Origin of the sequence: Paenibacillus hubeiensis, from assembly GCF_032334105.1 — a bacterium.
Taxonomy (GTDB): domain Bacteria; phylum Bacillota; class Bacilli; order Paenibacillales; family Paenibacillaceae; genus Paenibacillus; species Paenibacillus hubeiensis.
On record NZ_JAVYAE020000007.1, the window covers coordinates 131,811 to 149,249 of the forward strand.

The window sequence follows — 17,439 nt, forward strand, 5'->3', positions numbered from 1 at the left end:
GGAACGATCCCACATCACGGCAAGGGAGGATCATCCCCATGAACCTGATGGACATCCAAGGACGCGTGACTCCCGAACAATCCGGGACGCATCTTCGAATTCCTTTTCAATTAACGGCGGTTGCCGAGCGCTTGAACATCCGATTCGCGTATTCCCCGAAGGTGCTGGAGGATCGCGAGCGAGCGCTCGCTTTGCTGGAAGCCAGTTTTGCCAAATATGTATTGCCGGATCAACAGGAACGGGCAGCGGCACGGGCCGACACCTATTTGCCGTTAAACAATCTGATTACCGTCTCGCTGGATGACGAGCATCAATATCGTGGAGCATGCCATAGGCATGACCCTGTGCAAGAACTACACCTATCCGAGCTTCACGCATCCCCAGGTCTTGTTCGTGGGTTGATCAAGCCAGGGAACTGGACAGTGACGCTTAGCATCCACTGCATCGTGACGGATGCGTGCGATTATCGCCTGGAAGTCTGGACGGATGAAACGGAGGTGCAGGCATGAAATGGCTCGCCTGTGAGCTGCATACCCATACGCTGCACAGTGACGGAAGTCAGACGCTGTCCGAACTGGCCGCGGGAGCAAGCAAGCTTGGCTTCGACGCGATTGCCTTGACGGACCACAATACGATGTCCGGTCTGGCCGATCGCAAAGACATCGCTAAGGAACATGGGCTGCTCATTATTCCGGGCATGGAGTGGACAACGTTCCACGGACATATGGTCACGCTTGGACTGGATACGTACGTGGATTGGCGGACCGTAGACAAGGACGGCATTTTGGATGGCATCGCAGCCGTCCACGAACAGGGCGGCGTTGCAGGACTTGCCCATCCTTTTCGAATCGGAAGTCCGGCCTGCACCGGCTGTTATTGGGAGTATGAGATCAAAGACTGGTCTGCCGTCGATTACATCGAGGTTTGGTCCGGGACCTTTGCCCCGATCCAACACAACAATCAACGGGCATTCGCTTTATGGAATGACAAGCTGAACGAGGGCTATCGCATATCCGCTACTTCCGGCCGCGACTGGCATACGCAGGCCGACACGACGGATCCGCTGTCCGTGACGTATTTGGGTATTCCGGACGATGCCGATCCTGACGAGGAACAACTCGTCCAGGCCCTGCGCCGCGGACATGTCTCCGTAACGGTCGGTCCGCTGCTGGAGTTAGGCATCAAAACCGGAGGTGCCGCTTATGATCTTGGAGCGATCATTCCGGCACATCCACCGGATGCACACGGTGGCGATTTCGCCATCGCATCGGTGTCGATCGATTTCTCGGTCAGGCCGGGTCGATGGACGCTGCCGGGACGAACCTGCAAGCTGGTGCTGCAGTCCAATCTGGGCACGGAAGTTACTCGTGAGGTGTATGCACCCGAAAGCCATGCGCGATTGGAGCCATGCGAATTGAACATTCCTGATGCCACTGGCCGCAGGTGGATCAGGGCCGAATTATGGGGCAGCGTGCAGGGTGCTTATATGCTGATCGCATTTACGAATGCCATTTATTTTGAATAGGAGTGCATGCAGATGAAGCCATTTCCATGGGTAACCGCACACACGGGATGTATGGGCTTGCCGGAGCATTCAAACGAATCGCTGCACGCGGCGCTCGCGCTGGGGGCGGACATCTACGAAGACGACATACGTGTGACGCGGGACGGCGTGCTCGTGCTCGCCCATGACGACGAAGTGGTGCTGGCAGACGGCAACCATGGCAGCATATCCAGCTTGACGCTGGACGAACTGAACGCCGGCTTGCTGCAGCCGATTCCCCTTTTGGAGCCGATGCTGCGGCAGATCGGAGCCGCGGGCAAAACGATGAATCTGGACATTAAAACGCCGGCCAGCCTGGAGCCTGTCTTCCATATGTTAACCCGGCTGCAAATGACGGACCAAGCTTTCCTGAGCGGCTGCGAGTATGAAGTGGCCATGGAGGCCAACCGTTACGGAAACAACGTCCCCAAGCTGCTGAACGTAAACGTGGACAGCTTCCGAACGCTTGATTACGCGGAGGCCGTCAAGCAAGCATGCCATGAAGCAAGGTCGGCGGATTGCTTTGGGCTGAACATGCCCTATGTATTGATCCGCCCGGAACTAATGGAAACGGCCGAGCGCGAACAGCTGAAGGTCTACGCATGGACCGTGACCGACGCAAGCGACATGGCCAGGCTCGCCGGGATGGGCGTGGCGTCGATCACGACGCGGAACGTGGCCGGGCTGATGGCCGTCAAGGCGCAATGGAATGAAGCGAAGGAGAAACGCGATTGAATACCAAGCTGAATCACAGTTTAAAGGAGCTGGCGCAGCTGGCCGGCGTATCGAAGTCCACGGCTTCGCGCGTCATCTCCGGCAAAGGCTACGCCAGCCCCGAGGTGCGCGAACGCGTGCTGAACGCGGCAGAGAAGCTGCGTTATAAACCAAACGCCGTCGCCAGGGCGATGGTGACGAAACGCACGAACAACATCGGCGTCATCGTGTTTCGCGAGACGCTGCCGATCGTGTCCCATCCGCTGTATGGCAAAATCATCGATGCCATTCTCATGGCATCCGAAGCGAGAGGCTACTCCGTTTTCCTCAAAACCGACAAGGAAATGTCGCTTCGTTCGACCGATTACATGCTGGAGCAGCGGGTAGATGGGCTGATTCTGGTCAGCCGATTGCGTAAAAACGTCATTGATTACGTGAAGAAATTCAACATTCCGTATCTGATGGTCAACGGATCGACGGACGATCCGGAGGTCATTCATCTGGTCAGCAACGACGAAGAAGGCGGGGAACGCGCGGCGGAATATATGCATGGGCTCGGCCATCGCAGGTTTTTCATCCTGTCGGGCCCGGGCGCGCACCGAAGCCACTCGCTGCGGTTATCCGGTTTCCACAAGCGATTGCTGCAGCTGGGCGTATCCGGGGAGGAGGACATTTTCATCGCCGAATCTCCCGAATCCCATTTCGATTATGGCGCCCGGCTGATGCACCAGCATTACGACGCATTTCGCGCAGGCGGATACACAGCCTTGTTCACCACGAACGACATGCTGGCATTGGGTGCGATGAAAGTGCTGCTGGAGCATGGAGTACGGATTCCTGGCGAAGTCGCCGTGATGGGATATGACAACATTGAGCTTGGCGCGATGTATTCGCCGGCTTTGACAACAGTGAGCGTGAATGCGGCAGGCATCGGCCGGGATGCGGTCGACATTCTCGACCGGTTGATCGGCGGGGAGAAGGACGTGCCCCGGCTGGTCGAATATGACAGCGAAGTCGTGATCAGGCAGTCTACTTGAAGTTGATGGAGGGGAAGTCATGCTGTGGTATTGGAAAGCGGTCGGCCTCAGGCGGATTGTGGAATTTGTGCTCCTGACGATCTTTGCCGTGTTTTTTGCCGGACCGCTGCTGAATTTGCTCGTGCTGGCGTTCAGCGAGAAATGGAACTATCCGGACGTTCTTCCGCAGGTATGGGGCTTTAAATGGTGGAACTTCGTGCTTGCCAAGGACGATATCGTCTCGTCCATTTCCTTGTCGTTCCTGATCGCAACGCTGGTTACGGCGTTATCCATCGTGCTGTGCATTCCGGCAGCCTATGCGTTTGCCCGGATACAGTTTCCGCTGAAGCGTATGTTCCTGTTTTCGTTTCTGCTGACCAATGCGTTTCCGAAAATGGGACTGTACGTATCGATCGCGGTGCTCTTCTACAAGGTGGGGTTGATGAATACGCTGCTGGGCGTTGTGCTGATCCACATGATCAATGTGCTGATGTTCATGACCTGGATTCCGACGGCTGCATTCCGCAACGTACATGCCGCCCAGGAAGAATCGGCGAGGGACGTGGGAGCGACGCCGTTCAGGGTGTTCCGCAGCATCACGCTGCCGATGGCCATGCCGGGAATTCTCGTTGCATCGGTGTTCACGTTCCTGCATTCGTTGGATGAAGCCCAGGGCACGTTCCTGGTCGGCATTCCCGATTTCAAAACGATGCCGATCGTGATGTATTCGATCATTTCCGATTTCCCGAGCAGCGCGGGAGCGGTGTTCTCCATCATTTTGACGCTGCCAACGATCATTCTTCTGATTGCCGCGCAGCGGCTGGTTAGCGCGGACGTGCTGGCCAGCGGATTCCAGGTGAAGTGACGGGGCGGAGAGCTTCATGACAGAAAGGGGCAACAGCATCATGCAGTTGAAGGTACAGGAATTGACCAAACGCTACAAAACCGGTGACGGCGTCAGCGGAATCAATCTGGAAGTGGCAAAAGGGGAACTGGTCACGCTGCTCGGTCCCTCGGGCTGCGGCAAAACGACCGTGCTGCGCAGCATCGGCGGCTTTCTGGAGCCGGACTCGGGCGACATTCTCATCGAAGGACAGAGCGTCATCAAGCTTCCGCCGGAGAAGCGGCCCACATCGATGGTATTTCAGAGCTACAATCTGTGGTCCCACATGACGGTGTACGACAACCTGGCGTTTGGGCTGAAAATTCGCAAAATGCCCAAAGCCGACATTCGCGCTGCCGTATCGGATGCGCTCCAGCTCGTTCGCCTGCCCGGCTACGAAAAGAAATATCCGTCGCAATTGTCGGGCGGTCAGCAGCAGCGGGTCGCGCTGGCCCGATCACTGCTGCTCAAGCCGGCGGTTTTGCTCCTGGACGAGCCATTCTCGGCGCTGGATGCCAAGCTGCGGCACGAGATGCGGGAGGAGCTGCGCGAAATCCAAATGCAGACCGGACTTACGATGGTGTTCGTTACCCATGATCAGGAAGAGGCTTTGTCCTTGTCCGATCGCATCATCGTCATGAACAAAGGGAACATCGAGCAGATTGCGAAGCCGCAGGAAATTTACGATGAACCTGCATCGCTGTATGTCGCCAGCTTTATCGGCAAAATGAACTTTTTGGAGGGGGTGGCGGATGAGCAGAACATCCGTGTCGGGGAAGCCGTTTTTCCGAATGACAAACATTTGCGCGGAAAGGTAACGGTAGCGGTTCGACCGGAAGACGTGGGCATCCACGACGGATTGCAGGGACAGGGAATGTTGGCCGGCAAGATCAAACACATCATGATTCTGGGGCACTACGCCGAGGTGACGGTCGATCTGGCCGGCCTTGGCAGTCTGCGGACGTTTCAAACGAAGGAAGCGACGCAGCAGTTGCGAATCGGCAAAGACGTTCAAGTATCGATCACCCGATTGACCGGATATCCGGAACTCGTAACCCAATAACGGAGGCTGAAAAAAATGCGCACAAAAAAAACCTGGTTAACCATGTTCTCTTCAGTGATGCTGTCTGCTGTCATGCTGGCCGGATGCGGAAACGGCGCTTCGAACACCGCTGCGTCGTCCGAAGGCGGTTCATCCACGGCCACAGCGGCCGAAACGAAGACTTCATTTAATTTCTATTTCACCGGATCGCAAAACGTGAAGGACCTATGGGATACGCTGGTTCCGATGTTTGAAGAGAAAAATAAGGAAGTCGACGTGAACCTGGTCTATATTCCGTCCGGAACGGGTGCCCAGCCAACCTATGATCGCATCATGGCGGCCAAACAAGCGGGCAAAGGCTCGGGCGACATCGATCTGTATGAAGACGGCATCGCCGTTGTTTCCCAAGGCATCAAGGATGGCGTCTGGTCCCAGCTGAGCGAGGGCGACATTCCGAACATCAGCAAAGTCAGCGCGCAAACGATGAAGGACGTCGAAAACTATGCCGTTCCATATCGCTCTTCCGCCGTGGTACTCGCCTATGACAGCACCAAAGTGGCGAACCCGCCCAAAACGATGGACGAGCTCTTGCAATGGATCAAAGCCAACCCCGGCCAGTTCGCTTACAATGATCCGTCCACCGGCGGTTCTGGCAGCTCTTTCGTGCAGACGGTCGTGTATAAAGACCTGCCCGAAGAAGACATCCACAACAGCGATCCGGCCGTGATGGAGAAGTGGGAATCCGGTTTTAACACGCTGAAAGAATTGGGCCAATACGTGTACGGCGACGGCATCTATCCGAAGAAAAACCAGGGCACGCTGGACCTGCTCATGAACGGCGAGGTGTCGATCATCCCGGCATGGTCCGACATGGTGCTGCAGCAGATCAACGAAGGACTCCTGCCGGATACGGTCAAAATGCAGCAGATCACGCCTGGCTTCAACGGCGGACCGACATACCTGATGGTGAACGGCGAATCGGACAAGAAGGAAGCGATCAACCAGTTTATCGATTTCGTGCTGTCTCCTGAAGCACAAGAGGTTATCGTAGACAAAATGAACGGTTTCCCTGGCATCGAGCTCTCGAACATGTCCCAGGACATGCAGAACAAATTCAACGGCGTATCCGACGGGTTCCGCACGTTCAACATCGGCGATCTGAGCACCGAGATGAACAAACGCTGGCAGAATGAAGTTGCGGCGCAATGAGTAAAAAAACGAAACAGGCGATCGCAGGGCTCGCCATGGTCCTTCCTTCTTTTGCCGTCCTGCTGTTCGTGGTCATCATTCCGATCATCCAGTCGCTGATCATGAGTCTCAGCAATGGCGAGGGCGGCTACGATCTCAGCCGGTATCAGATGTTATTTACCGATAAAGGCATGCGGGCCAACATCATCTTTACGCTCCGCATCACGCTGATCTCCTGCGTGCTCGTGCTGCTGGTCAGTTATGCGCTTGCCATCTACATGCGGTTCAACAACGGCCGGATCGTGGAGATGATTCGCAAAACGTACATGATTCCTTTGTTCATTCCGGGCGTCATTGCCAGCTACGGGCTGATCAACCTGCTCGGCAACCATGGCTGGCTGGCACGGCTGTTGGACGGCACGGGCATTGAGCTGCCGCGGATCATTTTCGACGAAAAGGGCATCATCATCGCCAATCTGTGGTTCAACATACCGTTTACGACGATGCTGCTCAGCTCCGCGCTCGCGAGCATCCCGTCTTCGGTCATCGAGAGCGCAAAGGACGTGGGGGCAGGCAAGTTGAAGCTGTTCGTTCGTTTCATTCTGCCGCTGACCTACAAGACGTTTCTGGTGGCCGTGACGTTTGTGTTCATGGGCGTGATCGGATCGTTTACCGCACCGTTCCTGATGGGCGCCAACTCCCCGCAAATGCTGGGCGTGTCGATGCAGCAGGTGTTTAGCGTATTCCAGGAACGGGAGCAGGCTGCGGCCATGGCGTTCTTCTCGTTCCTGCTCTGCTCGGTCATGGGGGCGTTCTACATCCGGTCGATGTCGCAGGAGGAAAACGCCAAGGCTTGATATTGTACTATGCATCGTTTCATGAAGCGTGACCCAGTTAGAGAGCTCATCAGCCAAAATAGGATAAACGCTCCGCTCCGGCTTCCCCAATGTGCAGTGATGCATGTTGGCGGACAGCCGGAGTTTTGCGTTATACGGACAGCCGCGATGGGTCCAAACCTGCTACAATGGAGCCATGACGATATGGCAGAACGGACGGGGAGGTTAGGATATGGAACAGGGAAAGTTGAACGGGAGTTTGTACCAGCCGGAGCTGCGCGCGGGAGACTGCGGTCCGCGTTTTTACGCCTACTACTACAAGCAATGGGACGATTACGAAATGTCCCACCATGTTCACGATTCGACCGAAATCATGTACATCATATCCGGCATGTGCAGAGTGGACGTCAAGATGCCGGACGGCAGCACGGAACAGGCGGTGTTGAAAAAAGGACAGTTCATCCTGCTGGATGCGGGCGTTCCGCACCGATTGCTGGTGCAGGACGGCGTGCCCTGCCGGATGCTTAACGTGGAATTCGGCTTTGCGCCCGCAGCGCCGGGCCAGCCTTCGATTCGCCAGCTCGCGCGGGAAGAGCAGGAGGTCGCAGCTCTGCTCGACGGAGCGTCTCCTTATCTGGTGCTGCCTGATCCGGAAGAGGTATACCACATCATGAAAAGCCTGGTGCTGGAGCTGGACCAGCGCGGCTTGGCTGCGCAGGAACGGCAGGATCGAACAGGCGCCGCCGCGTCCGCAGCCCCGAATCCGCTGCGCGTGCTTGCGCCCGAAGAACGCTCGCAGCATCGCGAAGCCCGCAACCTGCAGTTTCCCGAACAGGGCACGTTAGTGCGCACGCTGTTCGTGCAGCTGCTGGTTCGGGTGGCCCGCCTGCGCGGGGAGCAGCGCCGAAGCGCGCTTGACCAGACCGAGCTGTACGTGAAGCGCACGATCGAGTTCATGCATCAGAACATGGACCGCAGCATTCAAATGAAAGAGATCGCCGCAGCCGTCAACCTGCATCCGGGGTATTTGCACCGCATCTTCCGCAAGCATGCGGGACGAACCCCTGCCGATTACCTGACGATGCTGCGCATGGAAAAGGCCAAAATGCTGCTGCAGCAGACCGACATTCCCGTATCGGAAATCTCGGATTACGTGGGCGTGGGCAGCCGCCAATACTTTCATATGCTGTTCAAAAAACATACGGGGCTGACGCCGCTGGAATTCCGGGCATCCATGGAGCGCCATGTTAGCCATTATCCGGATGGCAGCCATGCGGAGGGGGAATGAAAAGTGAGGATTTTTGACACCCTTTCCGCAAACAGGTCATGATTTTGATAACGCTTCCCCGAAAGGCATTGCTACAATGGACTCATGTGGTGAAACAATAACCGAAGTAGTGTCTTCGGACAATGGGAGGACATGGGCATGTCGTTTAAAGTGGCCTTTATCGGGGCAGGCAGCATCGGATTCACGCGCGGATTGTTGCGGGATTTGCTGACCGTGCCGGAGTTCAAAAACATCGAGGTGGCGTTCTGCGACATCAATCAGCATAACCTGGACATGGTGACCGAGCTGTGCCAACGGGATATTCGCGAGAACGGACTGGACATCCAGATTCAACCGACGACGGACCGCAGAGAAGCGCTCAAGGATGCCAAGTACGTGCTGTGCACGATACGGGTAGGCGGGCTTGAAGCGTTTGCGACCGACGTGGACATTCCGCTGAAATACGGGGTGGACCAGTGCGTCGGGGACACGCTGTGCGCGGGCGGCATTATGTACGGGCAGCGGGGCATCGCCGAGATGCTGGACATCTGCAAGGACATTCGCGAGCAGAGCGCGCCGGACGTGCTGCTGCTCAACTACTCGAACCCGATGGCGATGCTGACCTGGGCTTGCAACACATACGGCGGCGTGCGTACGATCGGTTTGTGCCACGGGGTACAGCATGGGCACCATCAGATCGCGGAAGTGTACGGGCTGGATAAAAAGGAAGTGGATATCGTCTGCGCGGGCATCAACCATCAGACCTGGTATATCAAGGCGTCGCACAAGGGCGAGGACCTGACGGCAGGCTTGCTTGAAGCGTTCGAGAAACATCCGGAGTACAGCCGGACCGAAAAGGTACGCATCGACATGCTGCGCCGCTTCGGATATTACAGCACGGAATCGAACGGCCATCTGAGCGAATACGTACCTTGGTACCGCAAACGTCCGGACGAGATCCAGGACTGGATCGACCTGGGCAGCTGGATCAACGGGGAAACCGGAGGATATTTGCGGGTATGCACGGAAGGACGCAACTGGTTTGAAACCGACTTCCCGAACTGGATGAAAGATGAGCCTATGCGTTTCGTTCCGGAAAAAAGAGGCGAAGAGCATGGTTCGTACATTATCGAATCGCTGGAAACGGGACGCGTATACCGCGGGCATTTCAACACCGTCAACAATGGCGTGATCTCCAACCTGCCGAATGACGCGATTATCGAAGCGCCGGGCTATGTGGACCGCAACGGCATCTCAATGCCGCATGTCGGCGATCTGCCGCTCGGCCCGGCAGCCGTATGCAACGTCAGCATTTCGGTACAACGTCTGGCGGTGGAGGCGGCAGTGCATGGCGATGACCAGTTGCTGCGTCAGGCATTCATGATGGACCCGCTCGTCGGCGCGGTATGCAATCCGAAAGAGATTTGGCAAATGGTCGACGAGATGCTGGTCGCACAGGCGAAATGGCTGCCGCAATACGGCGAAGCCATTGCAGCGGCGAAAGAGCGGCTTGCGGCGGGCAACCTTATTCCGACGAAAGCATACGAAGGCGCGGCGCGGCTCAAAGTGAAAACGGTGGAAGAGATGCAGCAGGACCGCGATGCCGCCAACAAAAACGCGGGCGAGTCCGACAAGGGCAAAGATCGCGAAAAGGTACAGCAATAAGATACAGCAATAAGGTGAACTATAAAGTGAATCTATGAAGTGAAGCGATAAGATGAAGCAACAACATCGAAAGGCTTCATGATGCAAGGCGCAGCCGTTAGACGAGGGAGTCTGGCGGCTGGGCTTTTTTTGCATATGAAAATCGATTATACAAAGCGGGCCATTTGGATTATGATGGAATAACCAAGTAAGTTAATGTGTTTACATATAATAGCCATTTAATCTAGGAGGATGATAATGATGTCAACTATACCTGAACCATTGACCACCGAACTGATTGAGCAAGTTATTGCCTGGCGCAGGCATTTGCACCGGCATCCCGAGCTTTCGTTTCAGGAACATGAAACGTCCCGGTACATCGCCGGCATATTGGAATCGTTCGGCGGACTGGAGATCAGCCGCCCTACGCCGACAAGCGTCGTTGCCAAGCTGATCGGCGCCCATCCGGGCAAAACGCTGGCTCTGCGTGCAGACATCGACGCATTGCCGATTGAAGAGGAAGCGCCGATCGAGGACGCTTCCCGCAATCCGGGCGTCATGCATGCCTGCGGGCATGACGGGCATACGGCCACGCTGCTGGCCGTGGCCAAGCTGCTTAGCGCGCGAAAGGAGCAGCTTCGCGGCGAGATTCGTTTTATTTTCCAGCATGCGGAGGAAATGCCACCGGGCGGTGCAAGAGAACTGGTTGCGGCAGGCGTCATGGACGGGGTGGATTGGGTCGTGGGCGAACACTTGGCGTCCCTTCTGCCTGTCGGTCAAATAGGCATTGCCTATGGCGAAATGATGGCTTCGCCAGACAACTTCACCATTCTTGTCAAAGGGTACGGCGGACATGCGGGATCTCCACATAGGGCGGTGGACGTCATCGCCATTGGCGCCCAAATCGTGACCAACCTGCAGCACATCGTGTCCCGGAATGCCGATCCGCTGGAGCGCCTCGTGGTATCCATTGCCCAATTTACCGCAGGGGCCTCCCACAATGTCATTCCGGATCAGGCGATCATCAAAGGAACGGTACGGAGCTTCAGCCCGGAAGTGCGGAAAGAGGCCGAAAGACAGATCGAGCGCATCGCCGGCGGAGTCGCTTCGGCCCATGGAGCGAGCATCGAGCTGGATTACGTGTACGGCTACGATCCGGTCGTGAATGACGAGGGACTGACCCGTACGATTGAAACGGTGCTGGTGGAAACGTTTGGCCGGGACGCCGTCGTTCATCAGCCCCCATCCATGGGCGGCGAGGATTTCTCGGCGTATCAGCGCGTCGTTCCAGGGACGTTTTTCAATATCGGCGCAGGCAATGTGGATAAAGGCATCGTGTATCCCCATCATCATCCCAAATTTATGATTGACGAAGAAGCGCTGCAGAACGGCATATTGGCTTTCGTTAAAATTGCGGAACATTTGCTTGAGTGGAACCGGGATTAGTCAAACAATGTTCAACATCTGGATATGCAGGATAGGATTAACCTTGCGAATCTCTCGACTCTTTTTCCATGCTATGTTATTATAAAAACTCTGATAACGTGGTAACGAGCTAAAGCGTTTTGCTGGCTATAGACATGGAGGGGTAAGAAATGATGAAGAAAAAGGGAATCGCACTGTTACTGATCAGCATGTTCATCGTTGTACTCGCGGGCTGTTCGGGCTCGGCAAGCAAAGACGACAATACCATCGTCGTAGGCATCGACGACAAATTCGCTCCGATGGGTTTCCGTGACGAGCAAAACGAAATCGTAGGTTTCGATATTGATTATGCCCGCGCGGCCGGGGAGAAAATGGGTAAAGAGTTCACGTTCCAGCCGATCGACTGGTCTTCCAAGGAATCCGAGCTGAACAGCGGCCGCATCGACCTGATCTGGAACGGATACACGATCACGGACGAGCGCAAGGAGAAAGTCCTGTTCACGAAGCCGTATCTGGAGAATAGCCAGGTGGTCGTGACGCTGGCCGATTCGCCGATTACGAAGCTGGACGAGCTGGACGGCAAAAACGTCGGTCTGCAAGCATTGTCCTCTGCGGCAGATGCACTCGCGGCAAGCCCGCTGAAAGACAAAGTAAAAGCTTCCGAATTCAAGGATAACGTACTTGCCCTGACCGACCTCAAAACGAAACGCCTGGATGCCGTGATCATCGACGAGGTTGTAGCAAGATACTACATGTCCAAAGAAGAAGGAACGTTCAAACTGCTGGACGAATCGCTCGCTCCGGAGCAATATGGCGTTGGCGTGAAGAAAGGCAATGAAGCACTGTTGAACGAGCTGCAAAAAGCCCTTGACGAGATGAACGCGGACGGAACGGCTGCCGAAATTTCGAACAAGTGGTTTGGCGAAAACAAGGTGCTGAAATAACAGGTTTGATCCGATCCACTTAGAATCGCAAAGGACCTGACAATATCGATTGAACGGCATGGCCTGAATCCTTCATGCCGCCGTTCACTACCAAGTGACCCCGTATTTCCGATGGAGGCAATGCCTTCGGTGGAGTGCGGGGTCAACAGATTAGAGGAGATTGAATCATGAGCTGGGATTATATATCTACCGTATTGAAACCGATGCTGGACGGGGCGCAGACAACGATCATCATGTTCCTGGTCGCGATCGTATTGTCGGTGCCGCTCGGCTTCGGCATAACGCTGGTCATGCGCAGCCGCTTCAAACCGCTGGCCTGGCTGGCGCACGCGTACGTTTACGTTATGCGCGGCACGCCGCTGCTGCTGCAGGTGCTGTTCTTCTGCTTTGGCCTGCCGCTGCTGCCGGTGATCGGGGAGCATCTGGTCTTCGACCGCTTCGTTTCCGCAGCGATTGCGTTTGTGCTGAACTATGCCGCATACTTCGCGGAAATTTTCCGGGGCGGCCTGCTTTCCATCGACAAAGGACAGCAGGAAGCGGCGCAGGTGCTGGGGCTTAGCCGCTGGCAAACGATGACCAAAGTCATCGTTCCGCAGATGATCCGCGTGGTGCTGCCGGCAACCGCCAACGAATCGATTACGCTGGTGAAGGATACGGCGCTTTTGTACGCCGTGGCCGTGCCGGAGCTGCTGTATTACGCGCAGGCGGCGGTCAACCGCGACATGCAGCTGATACCGTTTTTCTTGGCGGCAGTCATTTATTTGGTGATGACCCTTGTGCTGACCGTTCTGTTCAAGCTGTTGGAGAAACGTTACTCGTTTAAATAAAGCTGCGGCGCAGAGGCCGCACTCAAAATCAATCCGTTAAAGGACTGTCTAAACATGTCACATATCATAGAAGTCAACCAATTGAAAAAATCGTTCGGCACGCTGGACGTCCTGAAGCAGGTTTCCTTCAGCGTGGAGCCGGGCGAAGTCATTGCCGTCATCGGACCGTCGGGCTCCGGCAAAAGCACCATGCTGCGCAGCCTGATCCATCTGGAGGAAATTACGGGCGGCACGATCCGCCTGCAAAATCAGGTGCTGGTTGAGGACGGACGTTACGCTTCCGGTGCGGACATTCGCAAAATGACCGACCGGATGGGCATGGTGTTCCAGCATTTTAACCTGTTCCCGCACCTGACCGTGCGCGCGAATCTGGAGCTGGCGCCGAAGACGCTGAAAAAAGAAAGCAATGCCGCTATTCGTAAGCGCAGCATGGAACTGCTGGACAAGGTAGGGCTGGCAGACAAGGCCGATACCTATCCGGGCAATCTGTCCGGGGGACAGAAGCAGCGCGTGGCCATCGCCCGCGCCCTCATGATGCAGCCGGACATCCTGCTCTTCGACGAGCCGACCTCCGCGCTCGATCCCGAGCTGACGGGCGAAGTGCTGCGGGTCATCAAACAGCTCGCCCAGGAAAACATGACGATGATGATCGTCACCCATGAGATGAGCTTTGCCCGCGACGTGGCGGATCGCATTTTCTTCATGGACAACGGCGAGATCGCCGAATCCGGTACGCCGGAGCAAATTTTCGGCAATCCGCAGCTGGAGCGTACGCGTACGTTTTTGCAGCGGGTAGAGCTGGACGCCTAAGCCAGGCTGCACATCATAAAGAGCGAATCATGTCGGACCACGAGGGAACCGGAAGATTCGCTCTTTTTTGCGTTGACGATACGATGTATGCTGATCGTAATTTACGCTGCAGTCTTCCGCGAGCGCTAACGAATCTCACACACCTTATATGGGCCGTTTTCGTGGTTTGCAGCACCTAACGAACCTGAGAAGTCTTATACAGCGTAATTTGGGCCGTTCGGGTGTCATTTCACCATAATAACGTGTCTCAGGTTCGTTACGATTCAACGTGAGCTTTATTCCGGTCGATAGGATGCGTCAAGTTCGTTACAGCAAAAATATGGGGATGAACAAGGCTGGCAGCAGGTTCAACACGTTGATTTTTGTAATGTTCAGAATGTTCAAGCCGGTGCAGAGCGCAAGAATGCCACCAATGATCGTGATTTCGTTGATCACGCTGGTCGTCATGTATCCGGAAATGAAATCTGCGGATAAAAATACGGCTGTTTCGATAACAAACAATATAAGTGATGTGAGCATGATGCCGATTCCGAAAGTGGAAGCCAGAATGAGTGCCGTCATCCTTCATTCAAACGGCCCGCCGAGAACCGGGCCATCAGTTTATCCAACCTTTTTTCGATATTTATAAGCTGACCGATGATCCCGCCAAGTGCCAGGAAAATGATAAACATGATTTGAAATTCGCTGGTGGAAAGGCTGTTCATCGTTGTGCTGATGCCGATGATCAGGGCGCTGACGCCGATCACCTGGTTCAGAATGGATTTGTAGCTCTCATGGATGAACCTTTTGGAGATGGCTCCGATCGTGCTGCCGCATATCATCGAAAAACAATTGATCCATATTCCAAGCATCGTGTTCACTCCTGAGGATTACCACACCGAATTTAGAAGTTGGTCGACTTCCGGGATTCGGGTGACGGATGGGGTTGGGATAAGATTGCCGTTGACCATGACCATGTTGACGTTCGACAAGGCTTCGATACGCTCCAGCGGGTTATGCTCGAGGACGATCAGATCCGCGTTTTTGCCGACTTCAAGCGTACCGGTAAATTCATCCACGCCCAAAATGTTTGCATTGGTTCGGGTAGCCATCTCGATGACCTGTGCCGTGCTCAGACCGGCCTGTCGCATGTAATGGTCGAGTTCTCTCCACATGTCGTAATGCGTAACGAACGGCATCGCGGCATCGGTGCCTACGCCCATCGTAATGCCATGTTCAATGGCTTGCCGCGCGCTTTTCAACATGGATGTGTAAACCAGCCTGGAGTTTTCCTTCACGGTTGCGCTCACCTTTGTGACACTGGTGTCCAAGGATGCCGACGGATAAGCGGCTTGCAGAGTCGGGATCAGGGCCGTGTAACCATTCAGGGCATTGGGATTGTTTTTATACAGGTCGATGATTTCGTCATCCATTTCCGCGCCGTGCTCGATCGTGTCGACGCCGCCTTTTAACGCCACTCTGACGCCTTCCGTGCTCTCCACATGGGCAGCGACCCGCAGCCCGATTTTGTGCGCTTCGTCGCAGATCGCGGCTACTTCGTCCACCGTCATTTGCAAACGGCCCGCTTCGCCGACCATTTTGGCATCGGTCACCCCGCCGGTTACGCAAATTTTGATCAGATCCACGCCGTGTTTCACATTGATGCGCATGTTTTTGCGCGCCTCCCATGGTGAGTCTCCCACCAGAGCGAGGTAGGGTGCGCCGTGTCCGCCCGTGACGCTCAGGAAAAACCCGGATACAAGCAAGTTCGGGCCAACGAACGTGTTGGCGTTGATTTCATCGCGGAGCGCCACATCGGTGTAGAAAAATTCGCCGACGCTGCGCATCGTGGTCACCCCGGCATGCAGAGCCGTCAGCGCATTGCGTTTCATGCGTTTTATCAGCACGCTTTTTCCAAATTTCGTGTTCAAAATGTGGTTGTACGCAAATTGCAGCATGCCTTCGCTGGCGGACAGCGTGAACGGCTTGCCGTCGGCGAACAGGTGAACGTGGGCATTGATCAACCCTGGCATGACATATTTGCCCGCAAGGTCGATCGTTTCATAATGGCCGGGGATGTCCATTTCGTGTTCTTTGCCGATCTGTTGAATGCGTCCGTGTTCATCGACCAGAATGGTCATATTTTTGGCCAAACCTTGATGCTGGTCGCCGTGGATTATATTGCCGTTGGTGAGCGCATAGGCCTTTGTCATCATAAAATCCTCCTAGAATGCGATGTATAATGAATGAATAATTCATTTTTGGAGCGAAAAAAAGGGCAAGGCATGTCCGGCTTATTTTACTCGTTCAAGCTTTTCATACCGTGCAGTCTGTAAATGCTCAACGCTTCGAAAATACGTCTGCGGCTGTCGTCGCTCATCTCTCTTTTTAGCAGATCCAGATTCATGTCGATGACGTTGTGGGCGATGATGTTGAGCATGACCATGTTTTCTTCGTGGCCGATTTCGTAGCGTTTATACCGATCCTTGAGATAGGCCTTTTTGGTTTCGATCATCAGGTCGACCAGTTCGTTTTTCGCGTTGGTGTACGTGGTACCTTTGTTTTTCTCGAAAATAATGACGATCTGTTTGCTGTACTTCGTCAACACGTCCACTTGAGCCTGAAACAGGGCAGACCGCTCCTCGCTGTCGGCGCCGTCGAAAAAATGCTGATTATCGAAATGAATCGTCTCGACCAGCACATTTTTCAGGTATTCCACCAAGGTGGGCGGCACGACGGAGTAGAACAGATCCTTTTTGTTTCTGAAATAGGTGTAGATGTTGCCAACGGAAATGTTGATCTCGTTCGCGATATCGCTCATCTTGGCGTCGACAAACCCTTTTTCGAAAAATACCTTTAACGCGGCATATTCGATTTCTTTTTTGACTTCGTCTTTTTTGGACTGCAATCGGAACGTCTCCTTAAAAGTGAATGGTTAATTCGTTATTAATGTAGTCCTATTTTTGAGGTTTGTCAAATCATCTGATGTTGATAGGGGGAACAGATGATATGTGGGGCAGTGTGATGTGTGCTGTGGAATGGCGGGATTCATGCGGTTGTGTTATCATTGGTGCGAATGCCAAGCTCACATGAATTTCCTGGGGGATTCGCACCTCGAAAAATGTCGAAAACGCCTAATTTGTGACCTTTTGGCAATGAAGAGGGATGTTTTGGTTTAGATGAGTGCTGAAAATGACGTAGGAAAGTTTGTTTTTTGAAGTGGACGCAGTTTATGCGTTATTTTTCGCTGTCGCACTCTGTATGGAGTGCGTGGATTGAAATCTCTGTCAAAAGGGATTCGTATATCAAATCAGGTCGTCG

At 54.6% G+C, this 17,439-nt stretch carries 18 protein-coding genes and 1 CRISPR repeat array (1 of these 19 cut by a window edge); of the genes, 14 read left to right on the top strand and 4 right to left on the bottom strand.

The features are described from left to right. Positions 1–38: 38 nt before the first annotated feature. The 14 genes from RSX24_RS18880 to RSX24_RS18945 all read left to right on the top strand — a co-directional run bounded on the left by RSX24_RS18880 (position 39) and on the right by RSX24_RS18945 (position 14,139). Positions 39–509 carry a hypothetical protein gene (locus RSX24_RS18880; RefSeq protein WP_343261491.1) on the top strand — a complete coding sequence of 157 codons (471 nt, stop codon included), beginning with the start codon at positions 39–41 and terminating at the stop codon, positions 507–509. Further along, entirely contained in the window at positions 506–1,525 is a 1,020-nt protein-coding gene (locus RSX24_RS18885; protein ID WP_343261492.1) for a CehA/McbA family metallohydrolase, read from the top strand. Before RSX24_RS18880 ends, RSX24_RS18885 begins: the two co-directional genes overlap by 4 nt. A 12-nt stretch (positions 1,526–1,537) precedes the next feature. Next, positions 1,538–2,278 (top strand): glycerophosphodiester phosphodiesterase, encoded by a 741-nt coding sequence (locus RSX24_RS18890; RefSeq protein ID WP_343261493.1) that lies wholly within the window; start codon positions 1,538–1,540, stop codon positions 2,276–2,278. Continuing rightward, positions 2,275–3,294, top strand: coding sequence for a LacI family DNA-binding transcriptional regulator (locus tag RSX24_RS18895; protein ID WP_343261494.1), 1,020 nt, complete (start codon positions 2,275–2,277; stop codon positions 3,292–3,294). The genes RSX24_RS18890 and RSX24_RS18895 overlap by 4 nt, the downstream gene beginning before the upstream one ends. A 19-nt stretch (positions 3,295–3,313) precedes the next feature. Beyond that, positions 3,314–4,138, top strand: coding sequence for an ABC transporter permease (locus RSX24_RS18900; protein ID WP_236420223.1), 825 nt, complete (start codon positions 3,314–3,316; stop codon positions 4,136–4,138). A gap of 40 nt (positions 4,139–4,178) precedes the next feature. After that, positions 4,179–5,219, top strand: a complete 1,041-nt coding sequence (locus RSX24_RS18905) for an ABC transporter ATP-binding protein (RefSeq protein ID WP_343261580.1) — start codon at positions 4,179–4,181, stop codon at positions 5,217–5,219. 15 nt (positions 5,220–5,234) lie between these two features. Next, positions 5,235–6,407, top strand: a complete 1,173-nt coding sequence (locus RSX24_RS18910; RefSeq protein WP_343261495.1) for an extracellular solute-binding protein — start codon at positions 5,235–5,237, stop codon at positions 6,405–6,407. Further along, positions 6,404–7,243 (top strand): ABC transporter permease, encoded by an 840-nt coding sequence (locus RSX24_RS18915; RefSeq protein ID WP_236420220.1) that lies wholly within the window; start codon positions 6,404–6,406, stop codon positions 7,241–7,243. The genes RSX24_RS18910 and RSX24_RS18915 overlap by 4 nt, the downstream gene beginning before the upstream one ends. A gap of 226 nt (positions 7,244–7,469) precedes the next feature. Further along, positions 7,470–8,510 (top strand): helix-turn-helix domain-containing protein, encoded by a 1,041-nt coding sequence (locus tag RSX24_RS18920; RefSeq protein ID WP_343261581.1) that lies wholly within the window; start codon positions 7,470–7,472, stop codon positions 8,508–8,510. Between the two features lie 138 nt (positions 8,511–8,648). Beyond that, on the top strand, positions 8,649–10,154 hold the full coding sequence (locus tag RSX24_RS18925; protein ID WP_343261496.1) for an alpha-glucosidase/alpha-galactosidase: 1,506 nt from the start codon (positions 8,649–8,651) through the stop codon (positions 10,152–10,154). A gap of 237 nt (positions 10,155–10,391) precedes the next feature. Next, positions 10,392–11,579 carry an amidohydrolase gene (locus RSX24_RS18930; RefSeq protein ID WP_343261497.1) on the top strand — a complete coding sequence of 396 codons (1,188 nt, stop codon included), beginning with the start codon at positions 10,392–10,394 and terminating at the stop codon, positions 11,577–11,579. A gap of 152 nt (positions 11,580–11,731) precedes the next feature. Continuing rightward, entirely contained in the window at positions 11,732–12,502 is a 771-nt protein-coding gene (locus RSX24_RS18935) for an amino acid ABC transporter substrate-binding protein (RefSeq protein WP_343261582.1), read from the top strand. Between the two features lie 167 nt (positions 12,503–12,669). Then, on the top strand, positions 12,670–13,329 hold the full coding sequence (locus tag RSX24_RS18940; protein WP_236420218.1) for an amino acid ABC transporter permease: 660 nt from the start codon (positions 12,670–12,672) through the stop codon (positions 13,327–13,329). 54 nt (positions 13,330–13,383) lie between these two features. After that, positions 13,384–14,139, top strand: coding sequence for an amino acid ABC transporter ATP-binding protein (locus RSX24_RS18945; RefSeq protein WP_290371486.1), 756 nt, complete (start codon positions 13,384–13,386; stop codon positions 14,137–14,139). Between the two features lie 306 nt (positions 14,140–14,445). On the opposite strand, the gene RSX24_RS18950 is transcribed toward RSX24_RS18945, so the two are convergent. The 4 genes from RSX24_RS18950 to RSX24_RS18965 all read right to left on the bottom strand — a co-directional run bounded on the left by RSX24_RS18950 (position 14,446) and on the right by RSX24_RS18965 (position 17,026). Further along, complete coding sequence (locus tag RSX24_RS18950) at positions 14,446–14,658, bottom strand: DUF554 family protein (RefSeq protein WP_343261498.1); 213 nt, start codon at positions 14,656–14,658, stop codon at positions 14,446–14,448. Positions 14,659–14,696: 38 nt separating this feature from the next. Beyond that, positions 14,697–14,990 (bottom strand): DUF554 family protein, encoded by a 294-nt coding sequence (locus RSX24_RS18955; protein WP_343261499.1) that lies wholly within the window; start codon positions 14,988–14,990, stop codon positions 14,697–14,699. A gap of 18 nt (positions 14,991–15,008) precedes the next feature. Further along, positions 15,009–16,331, bottom strand: coding sequence for an amidohydrolase family protein (locus tag RSX24_RS18960; protein ID WP_343261500.1), 1,323 nt, complete (start codon positions 16,329–16,331; stop codon positions 15,009–15,011). 86 nt (positions 16,332–16,417) lie between these two features. Beyond that, positions 16,418–17,026 carry a TetR/AcrR family transcriptional regulator gene (locus RSX24_RS18965; protein ID WP_343261501.1) on the bottom strand — a complete coding sequence of 203 codons (609 nt, stop codon included), beginning with the start codon at positions 17,024–17,026 and terminating at the stop codon, positions 16,418–16,420. 341 nt (positions 17,027–17,367) lie between these two features. After that, positions 17,368–17,439: direct repeats of the CRISPR family, unit length 33 nt; unit sequence GTCGCACTCTGTATGGAGTGCGTGGATTGAAAT; it runs 584 nt beyond the window's last position.

Excerpts from the sequence above, each read along its gene's own strand:
- RSX24_RS18940 (WP_236420218.1), top strand. The coding sequence starts at position 12,670 with ATGAGCTGGGATTATATATCTACCGTATTGAAACCGATGCTGGACGGG.
- RSX24_RS18900 (WP_236420223.1), top strand. The coding sequence starts at position 3,314 with ATGCTGTGGTATTGGAAAGCGGTCGGCCTCAGGCGGATTGTGGAATTT.
- RSX24_RS18925 (WP_343261496.1), top strand. The coding sequence starts at position 8,649 with ATGTCGTTTAAAGTGGCCTTTATCGGGGCAGGCAGCATCGGATTCACG.
- RSX24_RS18930 (WP_343261497.1), top strand. The coding sequence starts at position 10,392 with ATGATGTCAACTATACCTGAACCATTGACCACCGAACTGATTGAGCAA.
- RSX24_RS18880 (WP_343261491.1), top strand. The coding sequence starts at position 39 with ATGAACCTGATGGACATCCAAGGACGCGTGACTCCCGAACAATCCGGG.
- RSX24_RS18960 (WP_343261500.1), bottom strand. The coding sequence starts at position 16,331 with ATGACAAAGGCCTATGCGCTCACCAACGGCAATATAATCCACGGCGAC.
- RSX24_RS18885 (WP_343261492.1), top strand. The coding sequence starts at position 506 with ATGAAATGGCTCGCCTGTGAGCTGCATACCCATACGCTGCACAGTGAC.
- RSX24_RS18955 (WP_343261499.1), bottom strand. The coding sequence starts at position 14,990 with ATGCTTGGAATATGGATCAATTGTTTTTCGATGATATGCGGCAGCACG.
- RSX24_RS18915 (WP_236420220.1), top strand. The coding sequence starts at position 6,404 with ATGAGTAAAAAAACGAAACAGGCGATCGCAGGGCTCGCCATGGTCCTT.
- RSX24_RS18890 (WP_343261493.1), top strand. The coding sequence starts at position 1,538 with ATGAAGCCATTTCCATGGGTAACCGCACACACGGGATGTATGGGCTTG.
- RSX24_RS18905 (WP_343261580.1), top strand. The coding sequence starts at position 4,179 with ATGCAGTTGAAGGTACAGGAATTGACCAAACGCTACAAAACCGGTGAC.
- RSX24_RS18935 (WP_343261582.1), top strand. The coding sequence starts at position 11,732 with ATGAAGAAAAAGGGAATCGCACTGTTACTGATCAGCATGTTCATCGTT.
- RSX24_RS18950 (WP_343261498.1), bottom strand. The coding sequence starts at position 14,658 with ATGCTCACATCACTTATATTGTTTGTTATCGAAACAGCCGTATTTTTA.
- RSX24_RS18910 (WP_343261495.1), top strand. The coding sequence starts at position 5,235 with ATGCGCACAAAAAAAACCTGGTTAACCATGTTCTCTTCAGTGATGCTG.
- RSX24_RS18945 (WP_290371486.1), top strand. The coding sequence starts at position 13,384 with ATGTCACATATCATAGAAGTCAACCAATTGAAAAAATCGTTCGGCACG.